The 23,191-nt window shown below is 72.4% G+C and carries 21 protein-coding genes; 10 read left to right on the top strand and 11 right to left on the bottom strand.

Annotated features, from left to right (window positions below; genetic code table 11):
- Positions 1-7 precede the first annotated feature (7 nt).
- The 5 genes from Vse01_RS01665 (at position 8) to Vse01_RS01645 (ending at position 6,182) form a co-directional block, all read left to right on the top strand.
- A complete protein-coding gene (locus Vse01_RS01665; RefSeq protein WP_093402345.1) occupies positions 8-1,024 on the top strand; it encodes a LacI family DNA-binding transcriptional regulator in 1,017 nt (338 codons plus the stop codon).
- 87 nt (positions 1,025-1,111) lie between these two features.
- Complete coding sequence (gene arfA / locus Vse01_RS01660; protein ID WP_093402344.1) at positions 1,112-2,638, top strand: arabinosylfuranosidase ArfA; 1,527 nt, start codon at positions 1,112-1,114, stop codon at positions 2,636-2,638.
- A 190-nt stretch (positions 2,639-2,828) separates the two neighbouring features.
- Entirely contained in the window at positions 2,829-4,022 is a 1,194-nt protein-coding gene (locus Vse01_RS01655; RefSeq protein WP_139233093.1) for a hypothetical protein, read from the top strand.
- A 132-nt stretch (positions 4,023-4,154) separates the two neighbouring features.
- Positions 4,155-5,192, top strand: coding sequence for a phosphotransferase (locus tag Vse01_RS01650; RefSeq protein ID WP_093402342.1), 1,038 nt, complete (start codon positions 4,155-4,157; stop codon positions 5,190-5,192).
- Between the two features lie 138 nt (positions 5,193-5,330).
- A complete protein-coding gene (locus tag Vse01_RS01645) occupies positions 5,331-6,182 on the top strand; it encodes an oxygenase MpaB family protein (protein ID WP_093402341.1) in 852 nt (283 codons plus the stop codon).
- 56 nt (positions 6,183-6,238) lie between these two features.
- Here Vse01_RS01645 and Vse01_RS01640 read toward each other — a convergent pair whose 3' ends face one another.
- The 5 genes from Vse01_RS01640 to Vse01_RS01620 form a co-directional block, all read right to left on the bottom strand.
- On the bottom strand, positions 6,239-8,044 hold the full coding sequence (locus Vse01_RS01640; RefSeq protein ID WP_093402340.1) for an IucA/IucC family protein: 1,806 nt from the start codon (positions 8,042-8,044) through the stop codon (positions 6,239-6,241).
- A complete protein-coding gene (locus Vse01_RS01635; RefSeq protein WP_093402339.1) occupies positions 8,041-8,619 on the bottom strand; it encodes a GNAT family N-acetyltransferase in 579 nt (192 codons plus the stop codon). The genes Vse01_RS01640 and Vse01_RS01635 overlap by 4 nt, the downstream gene beginning before the upstream one ends.
- Complete coding sequence (locus Vse01_RS01630; protein WP_093402485.1) at positions 8,616-9,896, bottom strand: lysine N(6)-hydroxylase/L-ornithine N(5)-oxygenase family protein; 1,281 nt, start codon at positions 9,894-9,896, stop codon at positions 8,616-8,618. Before Vse01_RS01630 ends, Vse01_RS01635 begins: the two co-directional genes overlap by 4 nt.
- Before the next feature lie 35 nt (positions 9,897-9,931).
- Complete coding sequence (locus Vse01_RS01625) at positions 9,932-11,482, bottom strand: pyridoxal phosphate-dependent decarboxylase family protein (protein WP_093402338.1); 1,551 nt, start codon at positions 11,480-11,482, stop codon at positions 9,932-9,934.
- Positions 11,483-11,627: 145 nt separating this feature from the next.
- Positions 11,628-12,656, bottom strand: a complete 1,029-nt coding sequence (locus Vse01_RS01620; protein WP_093402337.1) for an ABC transporter substrate-binding protein — start codon at positions 12,654-12,656, stop codon at positions 11,628-11,630.
- A gap of 225 nt (positions 12,657-12,881) precedes the next feature.
- Here Vse01_RS01620 and Vse01_RS01615 point away from each other — a divergent pair, with 225 nt between their 5' ends.
- The 5 genes from Vse01_RS01615 to Vse01_RS01595 all read left to right on the top strand — a co-directional run bounded on the left by Vse01_RS01615 (position 12,882) and on the right by Vse01_RS01595 (position 18,342).
- Positions 12,882-13,838, top strand: a complete 957-nt coding sequence (locus Vse01_RS01615) for a FecCD family ABC transporter permease (protein ID WP_232511107.1) — start codon at positions 12,882-12,884, stop codon at positions 13,836-13,838.
- A complete protein-coding gene (locus tag Vse01_RS01610) occupies positions 13,835-14,857 on the top strand; it encodes a FecCD family ABC transporter permease (RefSeq protein WP_093402335.1) in 1,023 nt (340 codons plus the stop codon). Before Vse01_RS01615 ends, Vse01_RS01610 begins: the two co-directional genes overlap by 4 nt.
- 95 nt (positions 14,858-14,952) lie before the next feature.
- Positions 14,953-15,762 (top strand): ABC transporter ATP-binding protein, encoded by an 810-nt coding sequence (locus Vse01_RS01605; RefSeq protein WP_198413132.1) that lies wholly within the window; start codon positions 14,953-14,955, stop codon positions 15,760-15,762.
- Positions 15,759-17,801 carry a penicillin acylase family protein gene (locus Vse01_RS01600; RefSeq protein ID WP_093402334.1) on the top strand — a complete coding sequence of 681 codons (2,043 nt, stop codon included), beginning with the start codon at positions 15,759-15,761 and terminating at the stop codon, positions 17,799-17,801. Before Vse01_RS01605 ends, Vse01_RS01600 begins: the two co-directional genes overlap by 4 nt.
- Positions 17,794-18,342, top strand: coding sequence for a GNAT family N-acetyltransferase (locus Vse01_RS01595; protein ID WP_093402333.1), 549 nt, complete (start codon positions 17,794-17,796; stop codon positions 18,340-18,342). The genes Vse01_RS01600 and Vse01_RS01595 overlap by 8 nt, the downstream gene beginning before the upstream one ends.
- Positions 18,343-18,507: 165 nt before the next feature.
- On the opposite strand, the gene Vse01_RS01590 is transcribed toward Vse01_RS01595, so the two are convergent.
- The 6 genes from Vse01_RS01590 to Vse01_RS01565 form a co-directional block, all read right to left on the bottom strand.
- Complete coding sequence (locus Vse01_RS01590; protein ID WP_232511096.1) at positions 18,508-19,224, bottom strand: RibD family protein; 717 nt, start codon at positions 19,222-19,224, stop codon at positions 18,508-18,510.
- Positions 19,221-19,862 (bottom strand): GTP cyclohydrolase II, encoded by a 642-nt coding sequence (locus Vse01_RS01585; RefSeq protein ID WP_093402332.1) that lies wholly within the window; start codon positions 19,860-19,862, stop codon positions 19,221-19,223. The genes Vse01_RS01590 and Vse01_RS01585 overlap by 4 nt, the downstream gene beginning before the upstream one ends.
- Positions 19,863-19,873: 11 nt before the next feature.
- Positions 19,874-20,764, bottom strand: a complete 891-nt coding sequence (locus Vse01_RS01580) for a lysylphosphatidylglycerol synthase domain-containing protein (RefSeq protein ID WP_232511106.1) — start codon at positions 20,762-20,764, stop codon at positions 19,874-19,876.
- 134 nt (positions 20,765-20,898) lie between these two features.
- Positions 20,899-21,726: a methyltransferase domain-containing protein gene (locus Vse01_RS01575; RefSeq protein WP_093402330.1), complete on the bottom strand. Its 828-nt coding sequence runs from the start codon at positions 21,724-21,726 to the stop codon at positions 20,899-20,901.
- Positions 21,723-22,775 carry a glycosyltransferase family 4 protein gene (locus tag Vse01_RS01570; RefSeq protein WP_232511095.1) on the bottom strand — a complete coding sequence of 351 codons (1,053 nt, stop codon included), beginning with the start codon at positions 22,773-22,775 and terminating at the stop codon, positions 21,723-21,725. The genes Vse01_RS01575 and Vse01_RS01570 overlap by 4 nt, the downstream gene beginning before the upstream one ends.
- Positions 22,759-23,190 (bottom strand): 6-pyruvoyl trahydropterin synthase family protein, encoded by a 432-nt coding sequence (locus Vse01_RS01565; RefSeq protein ID WP_093402329.1) that lies wholly within the window; start codon positions 23,188-23,190, stop codon positions 22,759-22,761. The genes Vse01_RS01570 and Vse01_RS01565 overlap by 17 nt, the downstream gene beginning before the upstream one ends.
- Position 23,191: the final 1 nt, after the last annotated feature.

Genomic DNA, 23,191 nt, shown 5'->3' with positions numbered 1-23,191 from the left:
GGCGGGTGTGGCGACGCTGTCCGATGTGGCCCGACGGGCCGGTGTCTCACCCGCCACCGCCTCCCGCGTGATCAACGGCAGCAGCAAGCCGGTCACCGAGGAACTGCGCGAACGGGTGTTGCAGGCCGTCGCCGAGTTGCAGTACGTGCCCAACGCGCACGCCCAACTGCTGGCCCGGTCGCACCGCGGCGCCGTCGGGGTGATCGTGCACGACGTCTCCGACCCGTACTTCTCGGAGATCACCCGCGGCCTGCAACGGGTCGCCACCGACCAGGGCCGCCTGTTGATGATCTGCAACAGCTACCGCGACCCGGAGCGGGAGTTGGAGTACGTCGAGCTGTTGCGGGGCCAGCAGGTCGCCGCAATCGTCCTGGCCGGTTCGGGATACCACGACGCCGACTTCACCCGACTGCTCAACGGCAAGCTCGCCGCGTACGAGGCCACCGGTGGCCGGGTCACGGTGATCGGCCGCCACGAGCACTCCGGTGACGCGGTGATGCCGGACAACCGGGGCGGTGGCGGACTCCTCGGTCGGGAGCTTTGCCGCCTCGGCCACGAACACATCGGTGTGGTGGCCGGGCCCCGGGTGCTGACCACCATCACCGACCGGCTCACCGGGTTGCGCGCGGCACTCGCCGAACACGGCCTTGGCCTGCCGGAACACCGCATCCGGTACGCCGATTTCGACCGTGACGGCGGCGCCGAGGCCACCGCCGCGCTGCTCGACGCGGAGCCCGGCCTGACCGCGATCGCGGCGCTCAACGACTCGATGGCCATCGGGGCGTTGGCGCTGCTGCGCGCCCGCGCGGTGCCGGTGCCGCAGCAGGTCAGCGTCTTCGGGTTCGACGACATGCCGATGGCCCGCGACGTCACCCCGGCGCTGACCACGGTGCGACTGCCGCTGGTGGAGATGGGTGCCCGGGCGATGGCTCTGGCTCTCGACCCGGGCGCCGCCAGCCCTCGGGTCGAGTCGCTCGCCGCCGAACTGATCCGTCGGGACAGCACCGGGCCCGCCCCGAGGTGACGCGAGTAGTGGGGGCTCGCGGCCCGGCCGGGGGCTCGTCTACCGCCACCGAAAACGTTATCGTGAGTGATCATCGTTAGGAGCCCCATGCCCCGCGCGCACCTCACCATCAACCCGGCCTTCACCATCGGCCCGGTCCGTCGCCGACTCTTCGGCGGTTTCGTCGAGCACCTGGGTCGCCACATCTACGACGGCATCCACGAGCCCGGGCATCCGAGCGCCGGACCGGACGGATTCCGGCGCGACGTGATCGATCTGGTCAAGGAACTCGGGGTCAGCACGGTCCGGTACCCGGGCGGCAACTTCGTCTCCGGCTACAACTGGGAGGACGGTGTCGGGCCGGTGGGCGAGCGGCCGCGCCGGCTCGATCTCGCCTGGCACTCCACCGAGACCAACGAGGTCGGCCTGCACGAGTTCCAGCACTGGCTCGACCTGGTGGGCAGCGAGCTGATGCTGGCCGTGAACCTCGGCACCCGGGGCCCGAAGGAAGCCGTCGAGCTGCTGGAGTACACCAACCTGCCGGCCGGCACCGCCCGCGCCGCGCAACGGGCCGCCAACGGCCGGGAGAAGCCGTTCGGGATCGCCATGTGGTGCCTCGGCAACGAGATGGACGGCCCCTGGCAGCTCGGCCACCGCGACGCCACCGACTACGGCAAGCTCGCGTCGATGACGGCGAAGGCGATGCGCCAGGTGGACCGGGATCTGGAGCTGGTCGCCTGCGGATCGTCCGGCCGCGGCATGCCGACCTTCGGTGAGTGGGAACGCGTGGTGCTGACCCACGCCTACGACGACGTCGACTACATCTCCTGCCACGCGTACTACCAGGAACACGACGGGGATCTCGCGAGTTTCCTCGCCTCCGGGGTCGACATGGACACCTACATCGAGTCGGTGGTCGCGACCGTCGACCACGTACGCACGGTCAAGCGCTCGGCCAAGCGGGTGGACCTCGCGTTCGACGAGTGGAACGTCTGGTACATGTCCCGCTGGCAGGAACAGGCCCGCACGTTCACCATCGACGAGTGGCCGGTCGCACCACGCCTGCTGGAGGACCGGTACACCGTCGCGGACGCCGTGGTTCTCGGCGGTCTGCTGATCTCCCTGCTCAACCACGCCGACCGGGTCACCTCGGCGAACCTCGCGCAGCTCGTCAACGTCATCGCGCCGATCATGACGGAGCCGGGCGGGCCGGCCTGGCGGCAGACGACGTTCTTCCCGTTCTCGGTGACCTCGCACGCCGCCCGGGGCGACGCGCTGCGGGTGCTCGCCGACGCCGACGAGACGACCACCGCCACCTTCGGCTCGGTGCCGGTGGTGGCCGCCGCCGCGACCAGCGACGGCGCCGAGCTGTCGGTGTTCCTGCAGAATCGGCACCTCACCGAGGCCACCACCGTGACGATCGACCTCGGCGCGTTCCAGCCGACCGGTGCGGTCTCGGCCCGGGGGATCTGGGACACCGACGCACACGCCGCCAACGACCTGCGCGACCCGCACCGGGTCGGGCTGCGGACCAACGACACCGCGCGGCTCGCCGACGGCCTGCTCACCGTCGAGCTGCCGCCCGTGTCGTGGACCGCACTCAAGGTCGAACGCGCCGAGCCCGGAAGGGGCTGACCGTTCCGGCGGTCGGCCCGTATCGTCTCCGCCGTGTCACCGGCGTTCGGAAAGCTCGAGGCGCAGGGCCATCGCATGATCGCCGAGGTGCTCGCCAGTTTCCGGCGCTGACCGGAACGAGCAGGTCATCGTCCGGCGGAGGCGGTGGCAGCGCGATGCGATCATCGAGGCCATGCGCAAGATTGCCGTGATGACGGCCGTTGTCCTGCTGGTGTCGGGGTGTACCGGCGGACCGGCGGGCACGGGCCCCTCGGCCCCCTCCGACGGACCGTCCGAAGCCGTCGTCACCAGCGCGCCGGCACCCAACTGGCGACTGGCCACGCTGCCGGAGCTGGCCGGGCCCACAAGCGTGCTGTGGGACGTGGTGTCGGTGGACGCGAGGCACGCGTGGGCCGTCGGCAGCGAGGCTTACTCGCCCGCCCAGCCGGACGACACCGGCACCCCGGTGATCCTTCAGTGGGACGGAAGAAGCTGGGCCCGCGCGCCGCTGCCGGCGATCTCGTGGCACGGTCGGCTCGACCTCGTCGCGGCCGACTCGCCGTCGAATGTCTGGGCGGTGGGCAGCACCGCCGCCGCCACCCCGGAGGAGCAGGTGACGCACGTCCTGCACTACGACGGCAGCGCCTGGCGCGAGGTGCCGTTCGCGCGGGGCGACGGCGGAGGCCATGCACTGATCACCGGGCTCACCGTCGGCGGCGGACAGACCTGGTTGGTGGGCAACGACCTCAGCGATGTGATCATCGAGCAGTGGGACGGACGATCCTGGCGGTCACACCAGCCGCCCGCCGAATGCCGCACCGGCGGCACGTCCTTCGGTGGGATGCCGAACTTCTGCACCTTCACCGCGATCAAGGCCTTCGGCCCGGATGACGTCTGGGCCGCCGGCAACGGCGCGTGGCAGGGCTTCAAGGGCCCGTTGCTCTTCCACTGGAACGGCTCCGCCTGGCGCACCGTCCAGGTGGGCGTCAACGAGGAGGAGTCCTCGTTCGGCGCGCTCGCGGGTCACTCGTCGGGCGATCTGTGGGCGGTGGGCGACGGCGGGTTGGCCGTGCGCGCGAGCGGTGGATCGTTCGAACTGCTCAGATACGCGCAGGGTGGCGCGCTGCCCGACGTGGTCACCGACCTGGCCGGACGGCCGTGGCTGATCGACAACTCGGCTACGCCGAGCGCGTCGCTCGTCACGTACCGCACGGGCGGGTGGGCCCGCGTCCCGGCGCCACAACCGCCGGACGCGGTCGGCATGAGCCTGCACGGGCTCGACAGCGTCCCGGGCAGCCCACTGATGTTCGCGGTGGGAGCGGCCGATCTTCCCACCAACCCGCGATACCTGAAGGGGGTCGTCCTCGAGTACGCGCCGGCCCCGTCGACCGAGTCACGCCACTGACGGGCCGGTGCCGGAGGTGGTGCTGACCGGGGTGGTGACCGACGGCTGACCCGTACCGCCCGCCGGCCGCACCCCGGGTGTGGCGGCGGGCACGGGACGGACAGCGGGCGGAGCGCGGCCTACGCTGTCCGGGTGGCGCCGGTCAGTCCAACGCAGCGGGTTCTCTCCCCCGACGACGTGGTCGACTTCGTACGGTGCTCGTTCGGTCCGGATCGGCGGGTGGCCGACTGCGGGCCGCTGTCCGGTGGCGGTTTCGCCGCGGTGTGGTGGGTCCGCCTCGACGGCGACCGGCCGGGGGCGGGCCGCACGCGCCCCGGTCACCGGGACGTGGTGCTGAAGGTCGCCCCGCCGCCCACCGCCCGGCTGCTGCGCTACGAGACCGACCTGCTCGCCGCCGAGGCCCGGTACTTCCGGCTGGTCGCCGAGCGGGCACCGCAGGTGCCGGTGCCGCCGGTGCTGCACCACGGCCACGACCGGCGACTCGGTGAGTGGCTGGTCACCGGCCGACTGCCCGGCCGGGCCCTGCCCGAGCTGGACGGCGACGACGCGGCGGTCCGCGCCGACCTGGGCGCGGCCACGGCCGCCCTGCACCGGATCACCGGCGACCGGTTCGGCTACGACGCCGGCCGCACCGGCGGGGCGACCTGGTCGGCCGCGTTCGCGGCGATCATCGACGACCTGCTCGCCGACGCGGCCGACTGGGAGGTGACGCTGCCCGCGCCGCCGCAGCGGTTCCGGGCGCTTGTGGCCCGGCACGGCGAACTGCTCGACACGGTACGCCGGCCGGCGCTGCTGCACTTCGACTGCTGGGACGGCAACGTGCTCGCCGCCCTGGACGGCGACGGTGTGCACCGGATGTGTGGCCTGGTCGACGGCGAGCGGTTCCTCTACGGCGATCCGCTGCTCGATCTGGTCTCTCCGCTGCTGTTCCGTCGCGCCGAGGACGAACCGACGCACCCGTTCCTGCGCGGATACGCCGAGGTCACCGGCGGGCCACTGGTCCTCGACGACGGGGCCCGCCGCCGGCTCGCGCTGTACCGGATGCACCTGCACCTGCTGATGACCGTGGAGATGCCCAGCCGGGGCATCACGCCCGACAACGACCCCGGCCGGCACACCCTGCTGGCCGAGCTGCTCGACCGCGACCTGACCGAGCTGGCCGCGGCCTGACCGAGCTGGCCCGGCCTGACCGAGCTGGCCCGGCCTGACCGAGCTGGCCCGGCCTGAGCCGGCGGCCCGCAGGCCGCCCAGCGGCCGGCCGGACCAGCCGGCGGGGCCGACGGACGACCACCGCTGGAGGAGCTGCCGTTGCGAGACCGTCACGCCAACCTGGCGCGCATCCGGTCGCTCGACCCCGAGCGTGACCACCTGGCGATCTACCAGACGATGCTGCGCCACGAGTTCTGCTGGGATCTGCGGCTCGGGCTCAACCTGGCGTTCAACCGCTCCTTCTCGATCCCGGAGATCGCCGCCGTGCACACCGCCACCGGCGAGCTGACGCGGCGGACCCGCAAGCGCATCGACGACACCGGCCTGCTGATGTACGAGATGGTGCTCAACGGCTTCGACCATCCGCGCGGGCGCTCCGCGCTGCGTCGGGTCAACCAGATCCACCGCCCGTACGGCATCGGCAACGACCACTACCGATACGTACTCGGCTGCCTGGTGGTGATCCCGACCCGGTGGATCGACAGGTACGGTTGGCGCCGTACCTGCTGTCACGAGCGGCGCGCCACCCACGTCTTCTACCGGGAACTTGGCCGCCGGATGGGGATCACGGACATCCCGGAGACCTATCAGGAGTTCGTCGGCTGGTTCGACGCGTACGACGCGGCACACCTGCGGCCCAACGACGACGCGGCGGCGATCGAGCGGGCCACCCGGGAGCTGCTGCTCGGCCGGCTGCCGCGCCCCCTGACTCCGATCGGCGACGCCCTGGTCGCCGCGCTGTACGACGACCGACTGCGCGCGGCCACCCGGGTCGCCAGGCCGGCCTGGCCGGTGCGGGCCGGGCTGCACGCCGGGCTACGCGTCCGAGCGTGGCTGCTGCGCCAGCTGGGCCGGCCCCGCGCCGAGCCGCTGTTCACCGACGGGGTGATCAGCACGAGGACGTACCCCGACGGCTACACCATCGACCAGCTCGGCCCACACCCCGGTTGATCCGCAACCGTCCCGGCGACGGCCGTCGCCGGGACGGGACCTGGGTGTGCCGCAGGTCAGGACGGTGCGAAGCGGGCGATCGGATTGGTCAGACCACCGACCAGTTGCAGGGCTGCGGACGGGTCGGCGAGGTCGACCATCTGCTGGTTGTCGCGCAGCTGAAGCCGGTTGAGGCAGGACAGCGCGAACTCCGGGGCGAACAGGTCGTAGCGGGTCAGCCGGTCGGCCAGGTGGGGTACCCGGCCGGCGTACTCGGTGGCGCAGTCGGCCACCGTACGCCAGAACTCCTCCTCGCCGATGACGCCCTGATCGGCCAGCGTCGCGCCGAGGAAGCGGAAGAAGCAGTCGAAGACGTCGGTGAAGATCGACAGCAGCTTCATGTCCTCCGGAATGTCGGCGCGGACCCGCTCCACCGCCGGTGGCAGCTGCGCCGCGGCGCTCATCACCACGATCTCCTCGGCGATGTCCTTGAAGATCGCCCGCTCCACGGCCCCGTCGCGCAGCACCAGGATGACGTTCTCGCCGTGTGGCATGAACGCCAGGTCGTAGGCGTAGAACGCGTGCAGCAGCGGAGTCAGGTAGGCGTTCAGGTAGCGGCGCAGCCACACCCCCGGCGCCAGCCCGGAGGCGGCGATCAGCTCGGCGGCGAACGACCGCCCGTCGGCGTCGACGTGCAGCAGTGACGCCATGGTGGCCAGTCGCTGGCCGTCAGCCAGGTCGGGCACCGGGCTCTCCCGCCAGAGCGCGGCAAGCATCTTCCGGTACGGCGAGTAGCGGTCTGTGGCGGCCTCGTACTGGCGGTGCCGGTAGCCGACGGCGGCCCGCTCCCGGATGATGGTCAGCCCGGTGGCTCGGAACACCTCGTCGCCGTCGATCAGGTCGGCCAACCAGTCGTTGATGGCCGGAGTGGCCTCCATGTACGCGGCCGACAGGCCCCGCATGAAGCCCATGTTCAGCACGGACAGCGCCGTCTTGACGTAGTGCCGCTCCGGATGGCTGACGTTGAAGAAGGTACGGATGGACTGCTGGGCGAGGTACTCGTCGGGGCCTTCACCGAGGCAGACCAGCCGGCGACGCGCTACCTCGCCGGCGAAGGTGACCGACAGCTTGTTCCACCACTGCCAGGGGTGCACCGGAATGAGGTGGTAGTCGGCGAGGTCCAGGCCCAGCTCGGTCATGGTCGCGGCGAAGCGGGCGAGGGTTTCCTCGCCCAGCTCGGCACGCAGCAGCGTCTCCTCGTCCAGGTCGGCGGCGCTGGTGAAGGTGGCGTGGTCGCGGTGGGCGGCGAGCCAGACCAGCCGGACCGGGTGGGCCGCCTCGGGGGCGTACCTGTGGTACTCGTCGACACCGAAGCCGAGTCGCCCGTTGTTGGCCACGAAGCAGGGGTGGCCCTCGGTCATCGACGTCTCGATGGTCTGGAAGTCGGCCTCCACCAGCTTCGCAGCGCTGGGCAGCGCGTTGTCCAGCTTGTATGCCAGGCCGGCGAGGGTGGAGGTGATCTCCTCAAGGTAGACGGGCAGGATCCGGTCGGTGAGGCCGAGCGCGTCGCGCAGGTCGAGGCAGAGGTCGACCGCGTCCAGCGGCAGCGGCTCGCCGTCCCGGTGCCGGGTGATGCTCTCCGGATCGATGTCCCAGTGCTCCAGGGTCAGCACCCGGGCCGCGAACCGGTACCGGACCGCGCCGGAGGCGGCGGTGACGGCGTACCAGCGGCGGCCGGCGCCGTCGGCGGCAGCCGGGCCGTCCGGTTCGGGAGTGAGCAGGCGCTCGTGGGTGAACTCGGCGAGCGCCTTGCGCACCAGCAGGCGGTTGGCCCGCTCCCAGGTCTGCGGGCGCAGGTGGGCGACGGGTGAGCGCGAGGTCATGCCGGTACTCCTTCGTCTCGGGTCGCGGCCAGGAACCGCTGCCGGGTGCAGACACTCAGCAGGGCCGTCTTCTCCGGCTTGGTGACCGGTCCGACCACATCGAAGCCGACCGCCGCGTTGAGCGCGTGCACGGCGGTGTTACGCACGTCCGGCTCGACCACGACCCGCGCCGTGGCAGGATCGGCGAAAAGCCAGGCCATCACGGTGGTGATGACCGCCCGGGTGAAGCCGGACACGGGAGCGTCGGCGGGCGCGCAGAGGAAGTGCATCCCGACGTCGCCCGGCCGGGCGTCATGCAGGCCGACCAGCTCGACGCGCGCCGGATCGTAGCGTTCGGCGAGGAACGCCGGCTCGCCCCGCCACAGACCGAGGTACGCCTCGTGGTGCGGATGATCGGCGATGCGCTGGTACTCGGCGGCCACGGCGTCGACGTCGGCGTCCTGCATCAGCCAGAATGCCGCCTTGGGGTGGGTGACCCACCGGTGCAGCAGCGGCGCGTCGGCAGCCACGTCGAGCGTACGCAGGGCGAACTCGCCGAGTCGCCGATCGTGGCGGGTGTAGACGAGCTGGGTCACCCGGTCACCCCGAAGTCCTGGAAGGCGATCGACTTCTCGATCGGGTACGGCTCGCGGCCGAGCAGTTCCCGGATTATCCAGCTGTTGCGGTACGGACCCATGCCGAGATCTGGCGAGGTGATGCTGTGCGTGTGGGTGCCCCCGTTCTGCAGGAACACGCCACGCCCGGTGGAGTCCACACTGTAGTTGCGGGCGACGTCGAGCCGACCGTGGTGGTCGAAGCGCAGCCGGTCCCGGACCGGCTCCAGGAAGGCGGGCACCTCGTACCGGTAGCCGGTGGCCAGCACCAGCCCTTCGGTGTCCACTGTGAAGTCCCGCTCCTGCTCGACGTGGCGCAGCCGGAGGGTGTGCACGCCGGTGCTCTCGTCGTGGGTGACCCCGGTCAGCTCGGTGTTGGTAAGCAACCGGGTGTTCACCGGGCCGTTGATGCTGGAGGCGTAGAGCAGGTCGTAGATGTCGTTGACCAGCTCGGCGGAGATCCCCTTGAACAGCCCTTTCTGGTCGGCCTCCAGCCGGTACCGGGTGGGCTCGGGCAGCGCGTGGAAGTAGTCCACGTAGTCCGGCGAGGTCATCTCCAGCGTGAGCTTGGTGTACTCAAGCGGGAAGAAGCGGGGCGAGCGGGTAACCCAGTTCAGCTGGTAACCGTGGTGGTGGATGTCACCGAGCAGATCGTGGTAGATCTCGGCGGCGCTCTGCCCGCTGCCGACGATTGTGATGCTCCGCTTGGCCCGCAACGCGTCCCGGTGTTCCAGGTACCGGGAGTTGTGCACCGCGTCGGAGGTCAGCCCGGCGCAGGCACCCGGCAGGTGTGGCGGGGTGCCGGTGCCGAGCACCAGGTGCCGGGCTCGGTGGGTAACGGTTGCGCCGTCGGCGGTGGCGGTCACCACGTACCGGTCGTCGGCCGGGTCGTACTCGACGGCGGTGACCTGGTGCCCGAACCGCAGGTTTGGCAGTTTGGCGGCGGCCCAGCGGCAGTACGCGTCGTACTCGACCCGCAGCGGGAAGAAGTTCTCCCGGATGTAGAAGGGGTAGAGCCGGCCGATCTCCTTGAGGTAGTTGAGGAAGGAGAAGGGCGAGGTGGGGTCGGCGAGGGTGACCAGGTCGGCCAGGAACGGCGTCTGCAACCGGGACGACTCCAGCAGCATGCCGGGATGCCAGGAGACATCGTCACGGGCCTCCAGGAACAGCCCGTCGAGGTCGGCGATGGGTGCGGTCAGGCAGGCCAGACCGAGGTTGTACGGCCCGAGGCCGATCCCGATGAAGTCGTAGCTTTCCATCCGGCCCTCCAGGCTCGGGTTGGCAGGTGGCACGGTCAGCCGACCGGGCAGGTCAGGTCGGCGGTGGACGCGCCGGCGTGTTCGTGCACGTGACGGCCGGCATGCTCGGCGATCAGGTCCAGCACGTAGGCGACGTCCTCTGTGGTGGTGGCCGGGTTCAGGACGGTGAACTTGAGGTACTGCCGGCCGTCGACCCTGGTGCCGGCGACCACGGCGAGACCGGAGGCGGCCAACGCCTCGCGGGCCCGCAGGTTGGCCGCGTCGGCCAGGTCCCGGCCGGGTCCGGTGGGTCGCCAGCGGAACACCACGGTGCTCAGCTGTGACCGGGTCAGCACCTCGAAACGCGGGTCGGCGGCGACCAACTCCCACGCCTGCGCGGCCCGGTCGCAGACCTCGTCGAACAGCTCACCGACGGCGTCGGGCCCCATCACCCGCAGGGTCAGCCAGAGTTTGAGCGCATCGAACCGGCGGGTGGTCTGCAGGCTCTTGTCGACCTGGTTGGGGATGCGCTGGGCGACCATCCGGGCCGGGTTGAGGTAGTCGGCGTGCCAGGTGGCGTGCCGCAGGGTCCGCCGGTCGCGGACCACCAGCGCACTGGAGCTGACCGGCTGGAAGAAGGACTTGTGGTAGTCGACAGTCACCGAGTCCGCGCGTTCGATGCCGTCGAGCAGGTGCCGGCGGGTGGGCGAGACCAGCAACCCGCAGCCGTACGCGGCGTCGACGTGCAGCCACACGCCGGACGTCGCGCACACCTCGGCAATGTCGTCGAGCGGGTCGATGGTGCCGAAGTCGGTGGTGCCGGCGGTGGCCACCACCGCCATGACGGTCAGTCCGGCGCGCCGGCAGCGGGCGATCTCGTGGCGGACCGCGCCGGGGCGCATCCGCCGGTCGGGGCCCGTTTCCACCACCACGACCGCATCCGGTGCCAGGCCGAGCAGCTTTGCCGCCTTCTGCACGCTGAAGTGACCGGCCGCCGAGGCGATGATCCGCAGCTGGGGCAGCAGGATCCGTCGGTCGGCGGGCGTCGCGGCGGCCAGCGCCTCCTCCCGGGCCAGCAGCAGAGCGTGCAGGTTGGACTGGGTGCCACCGCTGGTGAACACGCCGTCGGCGGCCGGGCCGAGACCGATCCGGTCGGCGGTCCACTCGATGAGCCGGCGCTCGATCAGGGTGCCGCCGGCGCTCTGGTCCCAGGTGTCCATGGAGGAGTTGACGGCGCTGAGGACCGCCTCGCCGAGCAGCGCCGGGATCACCACGGGGCAGTTGAGGTGGGCCAGGTAACGAGGGTGGTGGAACCAGACCGCGTCGCGCAGGTAGACGTCCTCCAGTTCGTCGAGCGCGGCGGTGGTGTCGCCCAACGGCCGGTCCAGATCGATCGCCTCCACCTGCGGAGCGAGTTCGTCCGGGCGTACGCCGGTGAAGGGTCCGTTCGCCTCCGCCACCCGACGGGCCACCCGGTCGGTGCCGGCGGCCACCGCGCGGCGGTACTGCTCGACCGTGTCGGCGTTGAGCAGGTGCGCCCGGGCGGGTGTGGTCCCGGGCTTGGGGTGGGTCGGCGTTGCCTCGGCGGTGTGCACCGGCAGGGTCATGGACGTGTCCTCCACGCTCGGCGGTTCGGTTTTCGGGCAGCCGGAACCCGCCGCACGACAGGTGGGCGGCGGGCACTTCGATTCTGGGAGGGCGGTGGCGGGGCGGCCGGTGCGGTGGTCGACCGTGGCCGGCCGCCCGGCGGCGTCAGGTGAGCTTCTTCGCCCCCCGGATCGCCTTGGCGAGGTTCTCCAGCAGCGGAGCCGCGCCCGCGTACGAGAAGCGGGGCACCGCGTCCCACGGCGTGACCTGCCCGGCCTGCACAGCGGGCAGTTGCTTCCAGGTGGGCTTGGCGGCCAGGTCGGTGGGTTGCAGGGCGGTGCTGCGGTTGTCGAGCAGGATCAGGTCGGCGGGGAACTTGCCGGTGTTCTCCCAGCTGAGCGCCTCGAAGTAGTCGCCGGCTTCCAGCTTGGTCGGCACCACGATGTCGACGCCGAGTTCGGCGAAGTACATCAGGTCGGTGCTGACCTTCGGGTTGGAGACGTAGAACAGGTCGGGGCTGCCGGAGGCGGCCATCACCTTGATGCCGGGGTTGGCCGCTACCGCCTGGCGGACCGCCTCGGCGGCGGCCTCGAACCGGGCCTTGGCGTCGGTGACCTTCGGTGCCGACAGGTCGGCGCCGAGGGACTCGGCGAGTTGGGCGTACCGTTCGATGGGCTTGGTCATCGGCACCCGCGCGGTGGTGATGGTCACCACCGGCGCCAGCGGCAGGATCTTGTCCTTGCTCTCGTCGGGGACGTACCAGTAGGCGCCCGGGTCGTACATGTGGGTGACCAGCAGCTCCGGGCGGAGGGCGGCGTACTTCTCGACGCTGAACTCGCCCCAGACGTTGCCGAGGATCTCGACGCTCTCCACGTCCAGGTCACCGGCCTGCGGCTCGACGCTGCCGTCGGCCTTCTTCGTCTCACCGAAGACGCCGACGATCTCGCGGCCGAGTCCGAAGTCGACAAGTGCCGCGGCGGAACCGGTGAAGGCGACCACCCGCTCCGGCCGGGCGTCGGCGGTGACCTCCTCGGGGCGGTCGTCGGTGAACGACCAGGGCCCGGAGGCGTTGTCGCCGTTGGTTCCGGAGGCATCGTCGCGGCCGCAGCCGACGAGTGCGGCGGCCACGGCGGCACCGCCGACGGCGAGCAGCCCCCGGCGGGAGAGGCGACGGGGAGAGGGGTGCTCAGACATTCGTGTCGTCTTTCGATCAGGGTCTCGGACCATGGACAGCCGGGGGTTAGGCTAACCTAACCTAACTTCGTGCCTAGACTCGGCTCCTGTCAAGTCCCGACGGCGTTTCGCACCACACTGGAGTTCACACTGTCCGTCATCGAGTCGCCACCCTATGAGACGCCGACCCGGTCGACCGCACCGCCCCGGCACCGCCGCACCGCCCTACGCGCCAGCGGTCTCCTCATGGCCGCGCTGACCCTGCTCACGGTCGCGGTGCTCAGCATGGCCGTCGGTGCCAAGCAGATCCCCCCGGGCGAGGTCTGGCACGCCCTGACCGACCGCGACGCCGCCGAGTACGCGGTGGTGCGGGAGCTGCGGCTACCGCGCACGCTGCTCGGTCTGTTGGCCGGCGCCGCGCTCGGCGTGGCCGGCGCGGCGATGCAGGCGCTGACCCGCAACCCCTTGGCCGACCCTGGTCTGCTCGGTATCAACGCCGGAGCCGCCGCCGCCATCGCCACCGCCACCGCCCTGTTCGGCCTCGGTGGCGGCACCGGGCAGGTATGGTTCGCGCTGCTCGGCGCCGCCATCGTCACCGTCGGGGTGTACGCGGTCGGTGGCGGTCGCGCGGCCACGCCCGCCCGCCTGGCGTTGGCCGGCGCGGCGCTCAACGCGGCCCTGTACTCGTACGTCAGCGCGGTGATGCTGCTCAACGCGGCCGGTCTGGAACGGCTGCGCTTCTGGACCGTCGGGTCACTGGCCAGCGCCGACACCGGCACGGTGCTGCGGGTGCTGCCGTTCATCGCCGTCGGGCTGCTTGTCGCGTTGGCCGCCGCCCGGCCGCTGAACGCGCTCGCCCTCGGCGACGACGCCGCGCAGGCCCTGGGAGCCCGGCCGGCCGTGGCCCGAGCCGGTGTGATCCTCGCCATCACTCTGCTCTGCGGGGCGGCCACCGCAGCCTGCGGACCTATCGTCTTCGTCGGGCTGCTCGTGCCGCACCTGGTCCGTGCCCTCACCGGCCCCGACCTGCGCTGGCTGTTGCCCTACTGTGCGCTGCTCGCTCCGGTGCTGCTGCTCGGCTCCGACGTGCTCGGCCGGGTCGTTGGCCGTCCCGGCGAACTTCAGGTCGGCCTGATCACCGCCGTGGTCGGCGGCCCGCTGTTCCTGACGCTGGTGCTCAGGACGAGGACGACCCGCTCATGATCGTGATTCGTACGCCCGGCCGGCTCTCCGTCCGGTTGCATCCCCGCGTCCTCGCCGTCGGCGCGGTCTGCCTGCTGCTAACCGTCGGCGTCGGCGTACTGGCCGTCGGACATGGCGAGTACCCGATGTCACCGGCCGACGTGCTGCGCACCCTGACCGGTGGCGGCAGCGCCGCCGAGGAGTTCATCGTCACCCAGCTGCGGTTGCCCAGGCTGGTCACCGGCCTGGCCGTGGGCACCGCGCTCGGCCTGGCCGGAGCAGTCTTCCAGGCGCTGGTCCGAAACCCGCTGGGCAGCCCGGACGTGCTCGGTTTCACCCAGGGCGCGGCAACCGGCGCGCTCGTCGTGGTCGCCGTCGGCGGCAGCAGCGCCGCCCTCGCCGGCTCCGCGGCCCTCGGCGGCGTGGTCACCGGCCTGCTCATCTACCTGATCGCGTGGCGGCGCGGCGTGCACGGCTACCGGCTGGTCCTGGTCGGCATCGGCATGTCGGCCATCCTCACCGGCGTCAACGGCTACCTGATGACCCGGGTACCGCTGATGAGCGCTTCCCGGGCGATGCTCTGGCTCACCGGCAGCCTCGATGGCCGCGGCTGGTCCGACGCCGTGCCGCTGCTGGTCGCCCTCGTGGTGCTGGTGCCGGCGCTGCTGGCCTGCGCTCCGGCGCTGCGGATGACCGAGCTGGGCGACGACGCCGCCAGCGGGCTGGGGGTGAGCGTGCACCGGATGCGGATGCTGCTGCTCGCCGGGGCCGTGCTGCTGGTGGCGCTGTCCGCAGCCGCCGCCGGGCCGGTGCCGTTCGTCGCGCTCACCGCCCCCCACCTCGCCCGCCGGCTCACCCGGGCACCCGGGGTCACCCTGCTGCCGGCGGCGCTCATCGGCGCGTTGATCATCGTGGTCGCCGATCAGGTCGCCCTGCGCGCCCTACCCGGTCAGCTGCCGGTCGGCGTGGTGACCGGCGTGATCGGCGGCGGCTACCTGGTGTGGCTACTGGCCACCGAGCGCCGGGCGGGCCGGCTGTGATGCCCGGACAGTCCCGCGAACCGCAGCCGACCACCGTGCCGGTCCCGACCATGACACCGGTCCCGACCACGACACCCGAGAACGGAGCAACAAGCATGTCGACCTCCCGGCTCGGTGGCAACGGGCTGCGGCTCGCCTACGACCGACGCGTCGTCGCCGAGGATCTCACCGTTGCCGTGCCCGACCGCTCCTTCACGGTCATCATCGGCCCGAACGCGTGCGGTAAGTCCACGCTGCTGCGGGCGCTGTCGCGGCTGCTGAAGCCGGCCGCCGGGGCGGTGCTGCTCGACGGTGCGGACATCCACCGGCTCTCCGCCCGCGCCGTGGCCCGTACGCTCGGGTTGCTGCCCCAGTCGCCGATCGCCCCTGACGGCATCGGGGTGGCCGAGTTGGTGGCCCGGGGCCGCTACCCGCACCAGGGGCTGCTGCGGCAGTGGTCCCCCGAGGACGAGCGGATCGTCGCCGAGTCGATGGCCGCCACCGGCGTCGACGACCTCGGCGACCGGCTGGTCGACGAACTCTCCGGTGGCCAGCGGCAACGGGTCTGGCTGGCCATGGCGCTGGCCCAGCAGACGCCCCTGCTGCTGCTGGACGAACCGACCACGTACCTCGACATCGCCCACCAGATCGAGGTCCTCGACCTGTGTGCCCGGCTGCACGAGGAGCAGGGACGCACGCTTGTCGCGGTGCTGCACGACCTCAACCACGCCGCCCGCTACGCCACCCACCTGATCGCGATGCGCGGTGGCCGGGTGGTGGCCGCGGGCGAACCCCGCCGGATCGTCACCGCCGAGCTGGTCGAGGAGGTCTTCGGCCTGCCCTGCCGGGTCATCGACGACCCGGAGACGGGTACGCCGCTGGTGGTTCCCGCAGCCCGCGCCCGAGCCGGTACGGTGGCGCGGTGAGCGCCCGCCGCTACCGCGACGGCTACGGCGTCCCGCACCTGCGCGCTGACGACCACACGTCGCTGGCCTACGCCCAGGGTCGGGTCACCGCCCTGGACCGGGCCTGGCAGATCGAGGTGGAACGGCACAGGTCCCAGGGCACCTCCGCCTCGTTTCTCGGCACCGACGCGGTGGCCTGGGACAGCTTCGCCCGCCGGGCGAGGCTCGACGACACCGCCCGACGTTGCCACGCCGCCCTCGACCCGGCCACCGCCGAATGGGTAGGTCGCTACGTGGACGGGGTCAACGCCGCGCTCGCCACCGGTGCGGCGCAGGCTCCGGAGTTCGCTGCCACCGGCCTGCGGCCGGGCCGCTGGCAGCCATGGACCCCGCTGGCGATCTGGCTCGGTCACCACGTGCTCTTCGCGGGCTTCGGCACCAAACTCTGGCGCGACCACGTGACCCGCCGACTCGGCCCGCAGGCGACCGGCCTGTTCGCGGTCGACAACCACGTCACCTCGGGCAGCAACGGCTGGCTACTCGCCGCCGACCGCACCGCCACCGGGGCCGCCCTGATCGCCGGTGATCCGCACCGGATCATCGAAGCGCCCGGCATCTACCAGCAGATCCGTCTCGCCTGCCCGGAGTACGACGTGCTCGGGTTCGCCGTGCCCGGCGTTCCGGGCATCCCCCATTTCGGTCATGCCGGCCAGGTCGCCTGGGCGATCACCAACGCCATGGCCGACTACCAGGACGGGTACGCCGAACGGCTGCGCCGCCGGGGCGACCGGGTCGAGGCGTACGGGCCGGACGGGTGGCGACCCGCGCACCGGCACGTCGAGACGATCGAGGTGGCCGGCGCCGAACCGGTCGAGGTCGAGGTGATCGAGACCGACCGGGGGCCGCTGATCTCCGGTGGGCCCGACGACGACCCGGCCGTCACGGTCAGCCTGCGCTATCCGCCCCGCGTCCTCGGTGAGCTGGGCTTCAGCGTTCTGCCGGCGCTGCTGCGGGCACGGACCGTCGACGACATCGACGCGGCGCTTAGCGGCTGGGTCGAGCCGGTGAACGTGGTCCTCGCGGCCGACACGGCCGGCGGACTGCTGCACCGGGTGGCCGGCCGGGTGCCGCGTCGCCACCCGGACAACGGGCTGCGGGTGGTTCCCGGTTGGGAGGCGAGCCACGCCTGGCGGGGCTGGCACGACATGCCGAAGGCACCGGTCGACCGGGTGGCGGTGATGGCCAACGACCGTGGCATCGCCGCCGAACTCGGCGTGGAGTTCGCGCCGCCGTACCGGGCCGACCGGATCCGCCAACTGCTGGACGCCACAGACGACTGGCGTGCCGAACAGTTGGCGAGCGTGCACACCGACACCCATTTGGCCGCCGCCGCGCCGCTGTTGGACCTGCTCGCCAGGCTGGACGGGCTCGGCGCGGCCGCCGCCGGGCTGCGGGAACGTCTGCTGGCCTGGGATCGCCGGATGACCGCCGACAGCGTGGACGCCGCCGCCTTCGCCGACCTGCGGGCCGCCGTGACCCGCCGGCTCGCCGCCCACCCCGCGCTGGCGGCGCTGGCCGAACCACCCGCCTATCCCGAGGTGTTCCGGCCGTGGCTGGCCCTGCTCCCCCGGGTCGGGTACGCGGTGACCCCGTTGCTGCACGCCGACCTGCCCGGCCTGTATCGGGCCGAGCTGCTGAGCGAGGCCCTGGCGGAGGTGGCCGCCCACGACGACCTCCCGTGCTGGGGCGAACGGCACCGCCTCCTGCCGTGGCAGGCGTTGCCCGAGCCGGCCGCGCCGCCAGGTCCGCGGCTCTCCGGCGACCACGACTGTGTGTTGGCCACCTCCAGCGTCCCCGGAGTCACCGACCTGTGCCTGCGCGGGCCGGCGGCCCGCTACGTCTGGGACCTGGCCCGGCGGGACGACAGCCGCTGGGTGGTGCCGCTCGGCGCCACCGGCAGTGGACCGCACCGCGACGACCAACTGCCGCTGTGGGTGAGCGGCGACCTGATCCAGATCGGCTGTGACTGGGACCGGCTGACCGAGGAGCACGATGACTGACCGTCACCACTACGAACGACACGTGCCCCGATTCGGCGTGGTCACCTTCCGGCCGGTCGAGCCCGACACCGACGCCGACGTCATCCACTCCTGGGTCAGTCAGGAACGGGCCCGGTTCTGGGGGATGCGCGACGCCGACCGGGAGCAGGTCGCCGAGATCTACCGGTACGTGGACTCGCTCTCCACCCACCACGCGTACCTCACCCTGCGCGACGGGCACCCGGTGGCGCTGTTCCAGACCTACGAACCGGAGCATGACCCGGTCGGCGAGTGCTACCCGGTGCGCCCCGGTGACCACGGCGGGCACCTGCTGATCGGCACCCCGGTACGGCCGGAACCGGGGTTCACCGGCACGCTGCTGGGCGAGTTCGTCACCTTCGTCTTCACCGACCGCAGCCGGCTACGGCTGGTGATGGAGCCGGACGCCCGCAACGACAAGGCGATCAGCCGGTTGCGGCGAGCCGGTTTCGTCGACGGCCCGCTGATCGACCTGGCCGACAAGCGGGCCCGACTGATGTTCCTCGACCGTCCCTCGGATTAGACCCTGGTCGAAGTCCTCGGTCGAGCCGAGGCGGAGTCAGCCGGCGGTCCGGCCCGGCGGGGCCTACCCCCGACATGCGGCATGTCGCGCCTTCCCGCCACCCGGACAGCGCGACATGCGGCATGTCGCGGCCCCGCCGCCGCAGAGACAGCGCGAGATGGCGCGTCAGTCGGCCTGCGTCGGTTCGCAGCGTTCGGACAGGGCGTAGCGGGTGAGCACCACGTCACCGATCTGCCGCGCCTCGACCACCTGCGCCCGCCGACCCGGGTGCCACGGGAAGCTGCCCTCGCCGACGAACCGCGGTGCCCGCCGGTCACCAACGAAGAACGGGGCCACCACCAGGTGCAGCTCGTCGGCGAGCCCTGCCGCGAGGAACTGTCCGTGCACGCCCGCGCCGCCCTCCACCAGCAGCCTGCCGATGCCCCGCTCGGCCAGGTCGGCCAACATCCGCACCAGGTCGACCGGGTCACCGGCGTCGACCACGGTGGCCAGCGCGCCCAGCCGGTGCCGGGTCTTCTCAACGGCGCCGCTGGCGCTGTAGACGATCCGCTCGGTGTCACCGACGGTGAACAGCCGGGCCTGCGGATCCAGGTCGCCGCAGCCGGTCACGGTTACCCGGGTGGGCGACGCCGGCAGGCCACGGGCGACCCGCGCGGCCCGGCGCCGTTCGCAGCGCACCAGCAACCGGGGATCGTCACGGCGTACGGTGCCGGCGCCGACCAGGATCGCGTCGCAGCCGGCGCGGACCTCGTCCACCCGGTCGAGATCCGCGTCGTTGGACAGCAGCAGCCGCTCCTCGGTGGCGTCGTCGATGTAGCCGTCGATCGAGGTGGCGCAGCTGAGCAGCACGTACGGCCGGGCCACCCCGGGCGGGCCGGTCACCGGACGAAGGGAAGGTCGGCGGTGCGGGCCGCGCGGCTGGCCTTCGCCGCGAGGTAGTCGGCGTTGGCCGGGGACAGGAACACGCCGGTGGGCACCTGCTCGGTCACGGTGATCCCGAGCCGACCCAACTGCTCGGTCTTCTCCGGGTTGTTGCTCAGCACCGCGATGGGTCCGACGCTGAGCGCGGCGAGCATCTGCGCGGCGACGGTGTAGTCGCGTTCGTCCTCGGCGTGACCGAGCGCGACGTTGGCCTCGAAGGTGTCCAGCCCCGCGTCCTGCAACGCGTACGCGTCGAGCTTGGCGTACAGCCCGATCCCTCGGCCCTCCTGGCGCAGGTAGAGCAGGTAGCCGCCGACGTCGGCGATGCGCTGCACCGCCTCACGCAACTGCGGCCCGCAGTCGCAGCGCTGGCTGCCGAACACGTCGCCGGTGAGACATTCGCTGTGCGGCCGGACCAGTGGCACGTTGCCGCCGCGTTCGGCCGCGGCGGTGTCGCCGAGGGCGAAGGCGAGGTGCTCCCGGCCGTCGACCAGCCCGTCGAAGGTGAACAGGCGGGCCGTGGTGGTGTAACCGTCGGGAAACCGCAGCGGCACGGTGACCTGCGTCCGGATGGTGGCGACAGGCAGTGATTCGGACATGGGTCTCCTCGTCAGACGGTGGCGGGTACACGGACACGTCGGGCCAGCAGCACGGCGGCTCCGGGCAGGCTCGCGACGAGCACCAGGGCGCCGTACACCGTCGCGGTGGCCACCCCCTCGGCGGCGGTCAGGCCGGCGGCGGCGAACGCCCACGCGGCCACCCCCTCGCGGGGGCCGAACCCGGCGACGTTGGCCGGCACCCCCATCGCGAGCAGGGCCAGCAGGGTCAGCGGCAGCAGCAGGGTCAACGGGGCGGTGGAACCCGCGGTGCGTGCCGCCACCAGGAAGGTGGCGAGGTGCCCGGCGACGGCCAGCGCCGAGGCGAACAGCACCCCGGCCCAGGTACGCCGGCCGAGCAGCCCGCGTCGTACGTCCGAGACGGCGGTACCCAAGGCGCGCGCCCACCGGGAGGCACCGGACTGCGGCAGCAGGCGGGCGGCCAGCACCACGGCGACCAGCACCACCACCGCCACGGCGGTCGCCACCGGCAGGAACGGACGCACCGGGGACGGGAAGGCGAACAGCAGCACCACGGCGACCGCGACCAGCACCACCTGCCCGGCCATCCGTTCCCACACCACCGCCCGGATGCCGCGTCCGACGTCACCCACTTCGCGGCCGTGCCGCACGGCGCGGTGCACGTCACCGAGGATCCCGCCGGGCAGCGTCGCGTTCAGGAAGATCGCCCGGTAGCAGTGGGCGACCGCCTCCCGCAGCGGCAGCCGGACGCCGAGCCCACCCGCGACGAGACTCCACCGCCAGGCGGCGCAGACGGTGGTGAGGACGCCGATGGCGAGCGCGGCGGCCAGGGCTGGCGCGTCGATCAGCCGCAGTCCGGCCAGGAACGGACCGGTGCCGAGCCAGCAGAGCAGCCCGACGAGGACGGCCAGTCCCAGCGCCAGTCGGGCCCAGCCCCAGAACGACCGACCCGCCGGGGTCGCCGTGGGTGCGGCGCCGCCAGCTTCATCCCCCACCCGTGCCTCCCCGGCATGACGATCTTCCCTGACTGTACGCACGTAGCTGGTCGGCTGCCGGTTCAACGGGGCAGCGCCAGCAGGTCGACGTGACCGACCAGTACCCCGAGCCGACCGGTTTCAGCCTCCGCCAGCCGACGGCGTTCGTACTCGCCGGTTCGGGCGGTCAGTTCAACGCGTTCCTCACGAGCCGCGTCGAGCCATCCGGTGAACCACTCCGCCGCCAGGGCGGCCTGCTCCGGCCCGAGCAGCCAGGGGCTGGGGCGTCGTTCCACGTCCCCCCCGTGCCGGGCGAAGGCGGCCGCACAGGCGTCGACCGCGTCCGGCCCGAGCAGCCGCCGACCGCCGACGGTACGCCGCTGGTGTGCGTTGAAGGCGGCGGCGACCTGGTCGTCCAGCGGGTCGGCCGGGGTCAACCGCACGGTGCCGGTCACGGAGATCAGGAACAACGCCGGGCAACGGGCCTCGGCGCAGGCGGCGACCAGGTGGTCGAGTTCCTCGGCGGTAAGCATGTCGAGCAGGGCCGAGGCGGTGACCAGGGCGGCGTCGGCCAACTCGGCGGCGGTCAGTCGGGTCAGGTCGCCCTGGCGCGTCTCGACGGTCACCGGTGCGCCGTCACTGGCGACGGCCGGCATGCCGGCGCGGGCCCGGGCCAACAGGTCCGGATCCTGGTCGTACAGGATCCAGTGCTGTGCGCCGGGCAGCAGCGGGGCCAGCCAGCGGCCCAGTGAGCCGGTACCGGCGCCGAGGTCATGCACCACCAGGGGGCCGCCGTGGCCGGGCAGCGCCGCCCGCAGCTTGTCGACCAGTTCGGTGGACCGGGCTGCCACGTCGGCGGGTTCCCGCAACGCTAGCCACCGCGCGAAATCCGGCGGGAGATCGATGCTCATGCCGACGCCTCCTTCAGGGCCGTGGTGATCTGGGCGATCGCGCTGCTCCAGTCGGCGAGGGTGTCCCGTCGCTGGACGGCGACGTGCCGCAGGTGCGCGCGCAGGGCCGCGTCGTCGAGCCAGCGGCGCAGCGCCGTGGCCAGGGCTGCCGGGTCGTCCGGCGGCACCAGCAGACCCGGCCGGTCGCCCGCCGCCGTGCGCCCGAGGGCGTCGGGCAGCCCGCCGACGGCGGTGGCGAGCACCGGTACGCCACGTGCCAGCGCCTCGGTGACCACCATCCCGTACGTCTCACCGCGCGACGGGTGCACCAGCAGGTCGGCGGCGGCGTAGGCGGCAGCGAGCCGGTCACCGGGCAACGGACCGGTCAGCTGGATCCGGTCGGTGAGCCGCCCGGCGCTGATCCGCTCGCGCAGCCGGTCGACGAACTCCGGCTCCCGGTGCAGCGGACCGACGCAGGCCAACGTCCAGTGCCGGTCGGCCACCATGGTCAGCGCCTCGACCAGGACGTCGTGCCCCTTGTGCCGGGCGACCGCCGCGACGCAGAGCAGGGCCGAACCGGTCGCCGAGCCGGTCGCCGGCGACGCCGGGTCCACCCCGGGCGGCGCCACGTGCACCCGTTCGGCGGGCAACGGGTACCGCCGCAGGAGCGCGTCGCGGGTCCAGGCGCTGGTGGCCACCACGGCGGTGACCGCGGCCAGCGCTCGGGCCTCGGTGTCGTCGTCCCGGGGCAGGTGCACCAGCGCGACCAGGCGCAGCCGCCCGGAGTGCGCGGCGAGCACGTCCGGCACCACCGAGGCGACCAGGCCGTCGACCAGCACCAGCGCACCGTCCGGCGTACCGGCCAGCACCCGCGCCAACGCAGCCTGCGCCGCCGGGGACGGTCTCGGCCAGTCACCGGCCACGGCGTGCTCGCGGACCAACCAGCCGGCGGCGGTGAGCCCGGCGCAGATCCGCCGGTCGTAGCCGTTGCCGCCGCTGGGTGACGCCGGGTCGTCGATGTCGCCCGGCAGGATCACGTGCAGGGTCGGCACGTCAGGCGGTGCCCTCACCGACGGCGGTCGAGCCGGGCAGCGCCCGCTCGTAGCTGGCCCACGCCACGTGCGACTCGTGCAGCGTGACCGTGATCCCGGTCAGGCCCCGGGCACCGCCGCCGAGTTGACCGGCGGCCACCCGCTCGGCGAGCCGGTCGGCGATGGTGCGGGCCAGCACCTCAGTGGTGGTGTTCTGCCCGGCGAACGCGGGTTCGTCGTCGAGGTTGCGGTAGTTCAGCTCGCCGAGCACCGCCTTGAGCTGCTCGGTGGCCAGTCCGATGTCGACCACGATGCCGTCGTCGTCGAGGTCCGGCCGGCGGAAGGTGGCGTCGACCACGAACGTCGCGCCGTGCAGCCGTTGGGCGGGGCCGAAGACCTCGCCACGGAAACTGTGAGCGATCATGATGTGGTCACGGACGGTCACGCTGAACACG

This window comes from Micromonospora sediminimaris (assembly GCF_016863575.1).
Taxonomy (GTDB): Bacteria; Actinomycetota; Actinomycetes; order Mycobacteriales; family Micromonosporaceae; genus Micromonospora; species Micromonospora sediminimaris.
This window is presented reverse-complemented; position numbering and strand designations above follow the sequence as displayed.

Bases quoted from the DNA above. Each gene is read 5' to 3' on its own strand.
- arfA (WP_093402344.1), top strand. From the start codon at position 1,112: ATGCCCCGCGCGCACCTCACCATCAACCCGGCCTTCACCATCGGCCCG.
- Vse01_RS01655 (WP_139233093.1), top strand. From the start codon at position 2,829: ATGACGGCCGTTGTCCTGCTGGTGTCGGGGTGTACCGGCGGACCGGCG.
- Vse01_RS01640 (WP_093402340.1), bottom strand. From the start codon at position 8,044: ATGACCTCGCGCTCACCCGTCGCCCACCTGCGCCCGCAGACCTGGGAG.
- Vse01_RS01630 (WP_093402485.1), bottom strand. From the start codon at position 9,896: ATGGAAAGCTACGACTTCATCGGGATCGGCCTCGGGCCGTACAACCTC.
- Vse01_RS01625 (WP_093402338.1), bottom strand. From the start codon at position 11,482: ATGACCCTGCCGGTGCACACCGCCGAGGCAACGCCGACCCACCCCAAG.
- Vse01_RS01620 (WP_093402337.1), bottom strand. From the start codon at position 12,656: ATGTCTGAGCACCCCTCTCCCCGTCGCCTCTCCCGCCGGGGGCTGCTC.
- Vse01_RS01615 (WP_232511107.1), top strand. From the start codon at position 12,882: ATGGCCGCGCTGACCCTGCTCACGGTCGCGGTGCTCAGCATGGCCGTC.
- Vse01_RS01610 (WP_093402335.1), top strand. From the start codon at position 13,835: ATGATCGTGATTCGTACGCCCGGCCGGCTCTCCGTCCGGTTGCATCCC.
- Vse01_RS01605 (WP_198413132.1), top strand. From the start codon at position 14,953: ATGTCGACCTCCCGGCTCGGTGGCAACGGGCTGCGGCTCGCCTACGAC.
- Vse01_RS01595 (WP_093402333.1), top strand. From the start codon at position 17,794: ATGACTGACCGTCACCACTACGAACGACACGTGCCCCGATTCGGCGTG.
- Vse01_RS01585 (WP_093402332.1), bottom strand. From the start codon at position 19,862: ATGTCCGAATCACTGCCTGTCGCCACCATCCGGACGCAGGTCACCGTG.
- Vse01_RS01575 (WP_093402330.1), bottom strand. From the start codon at position 21,726: ATGAGCATCGATCTCCCGCCGGATTTCGCGCGGTGGCTAGCGTTGCGG.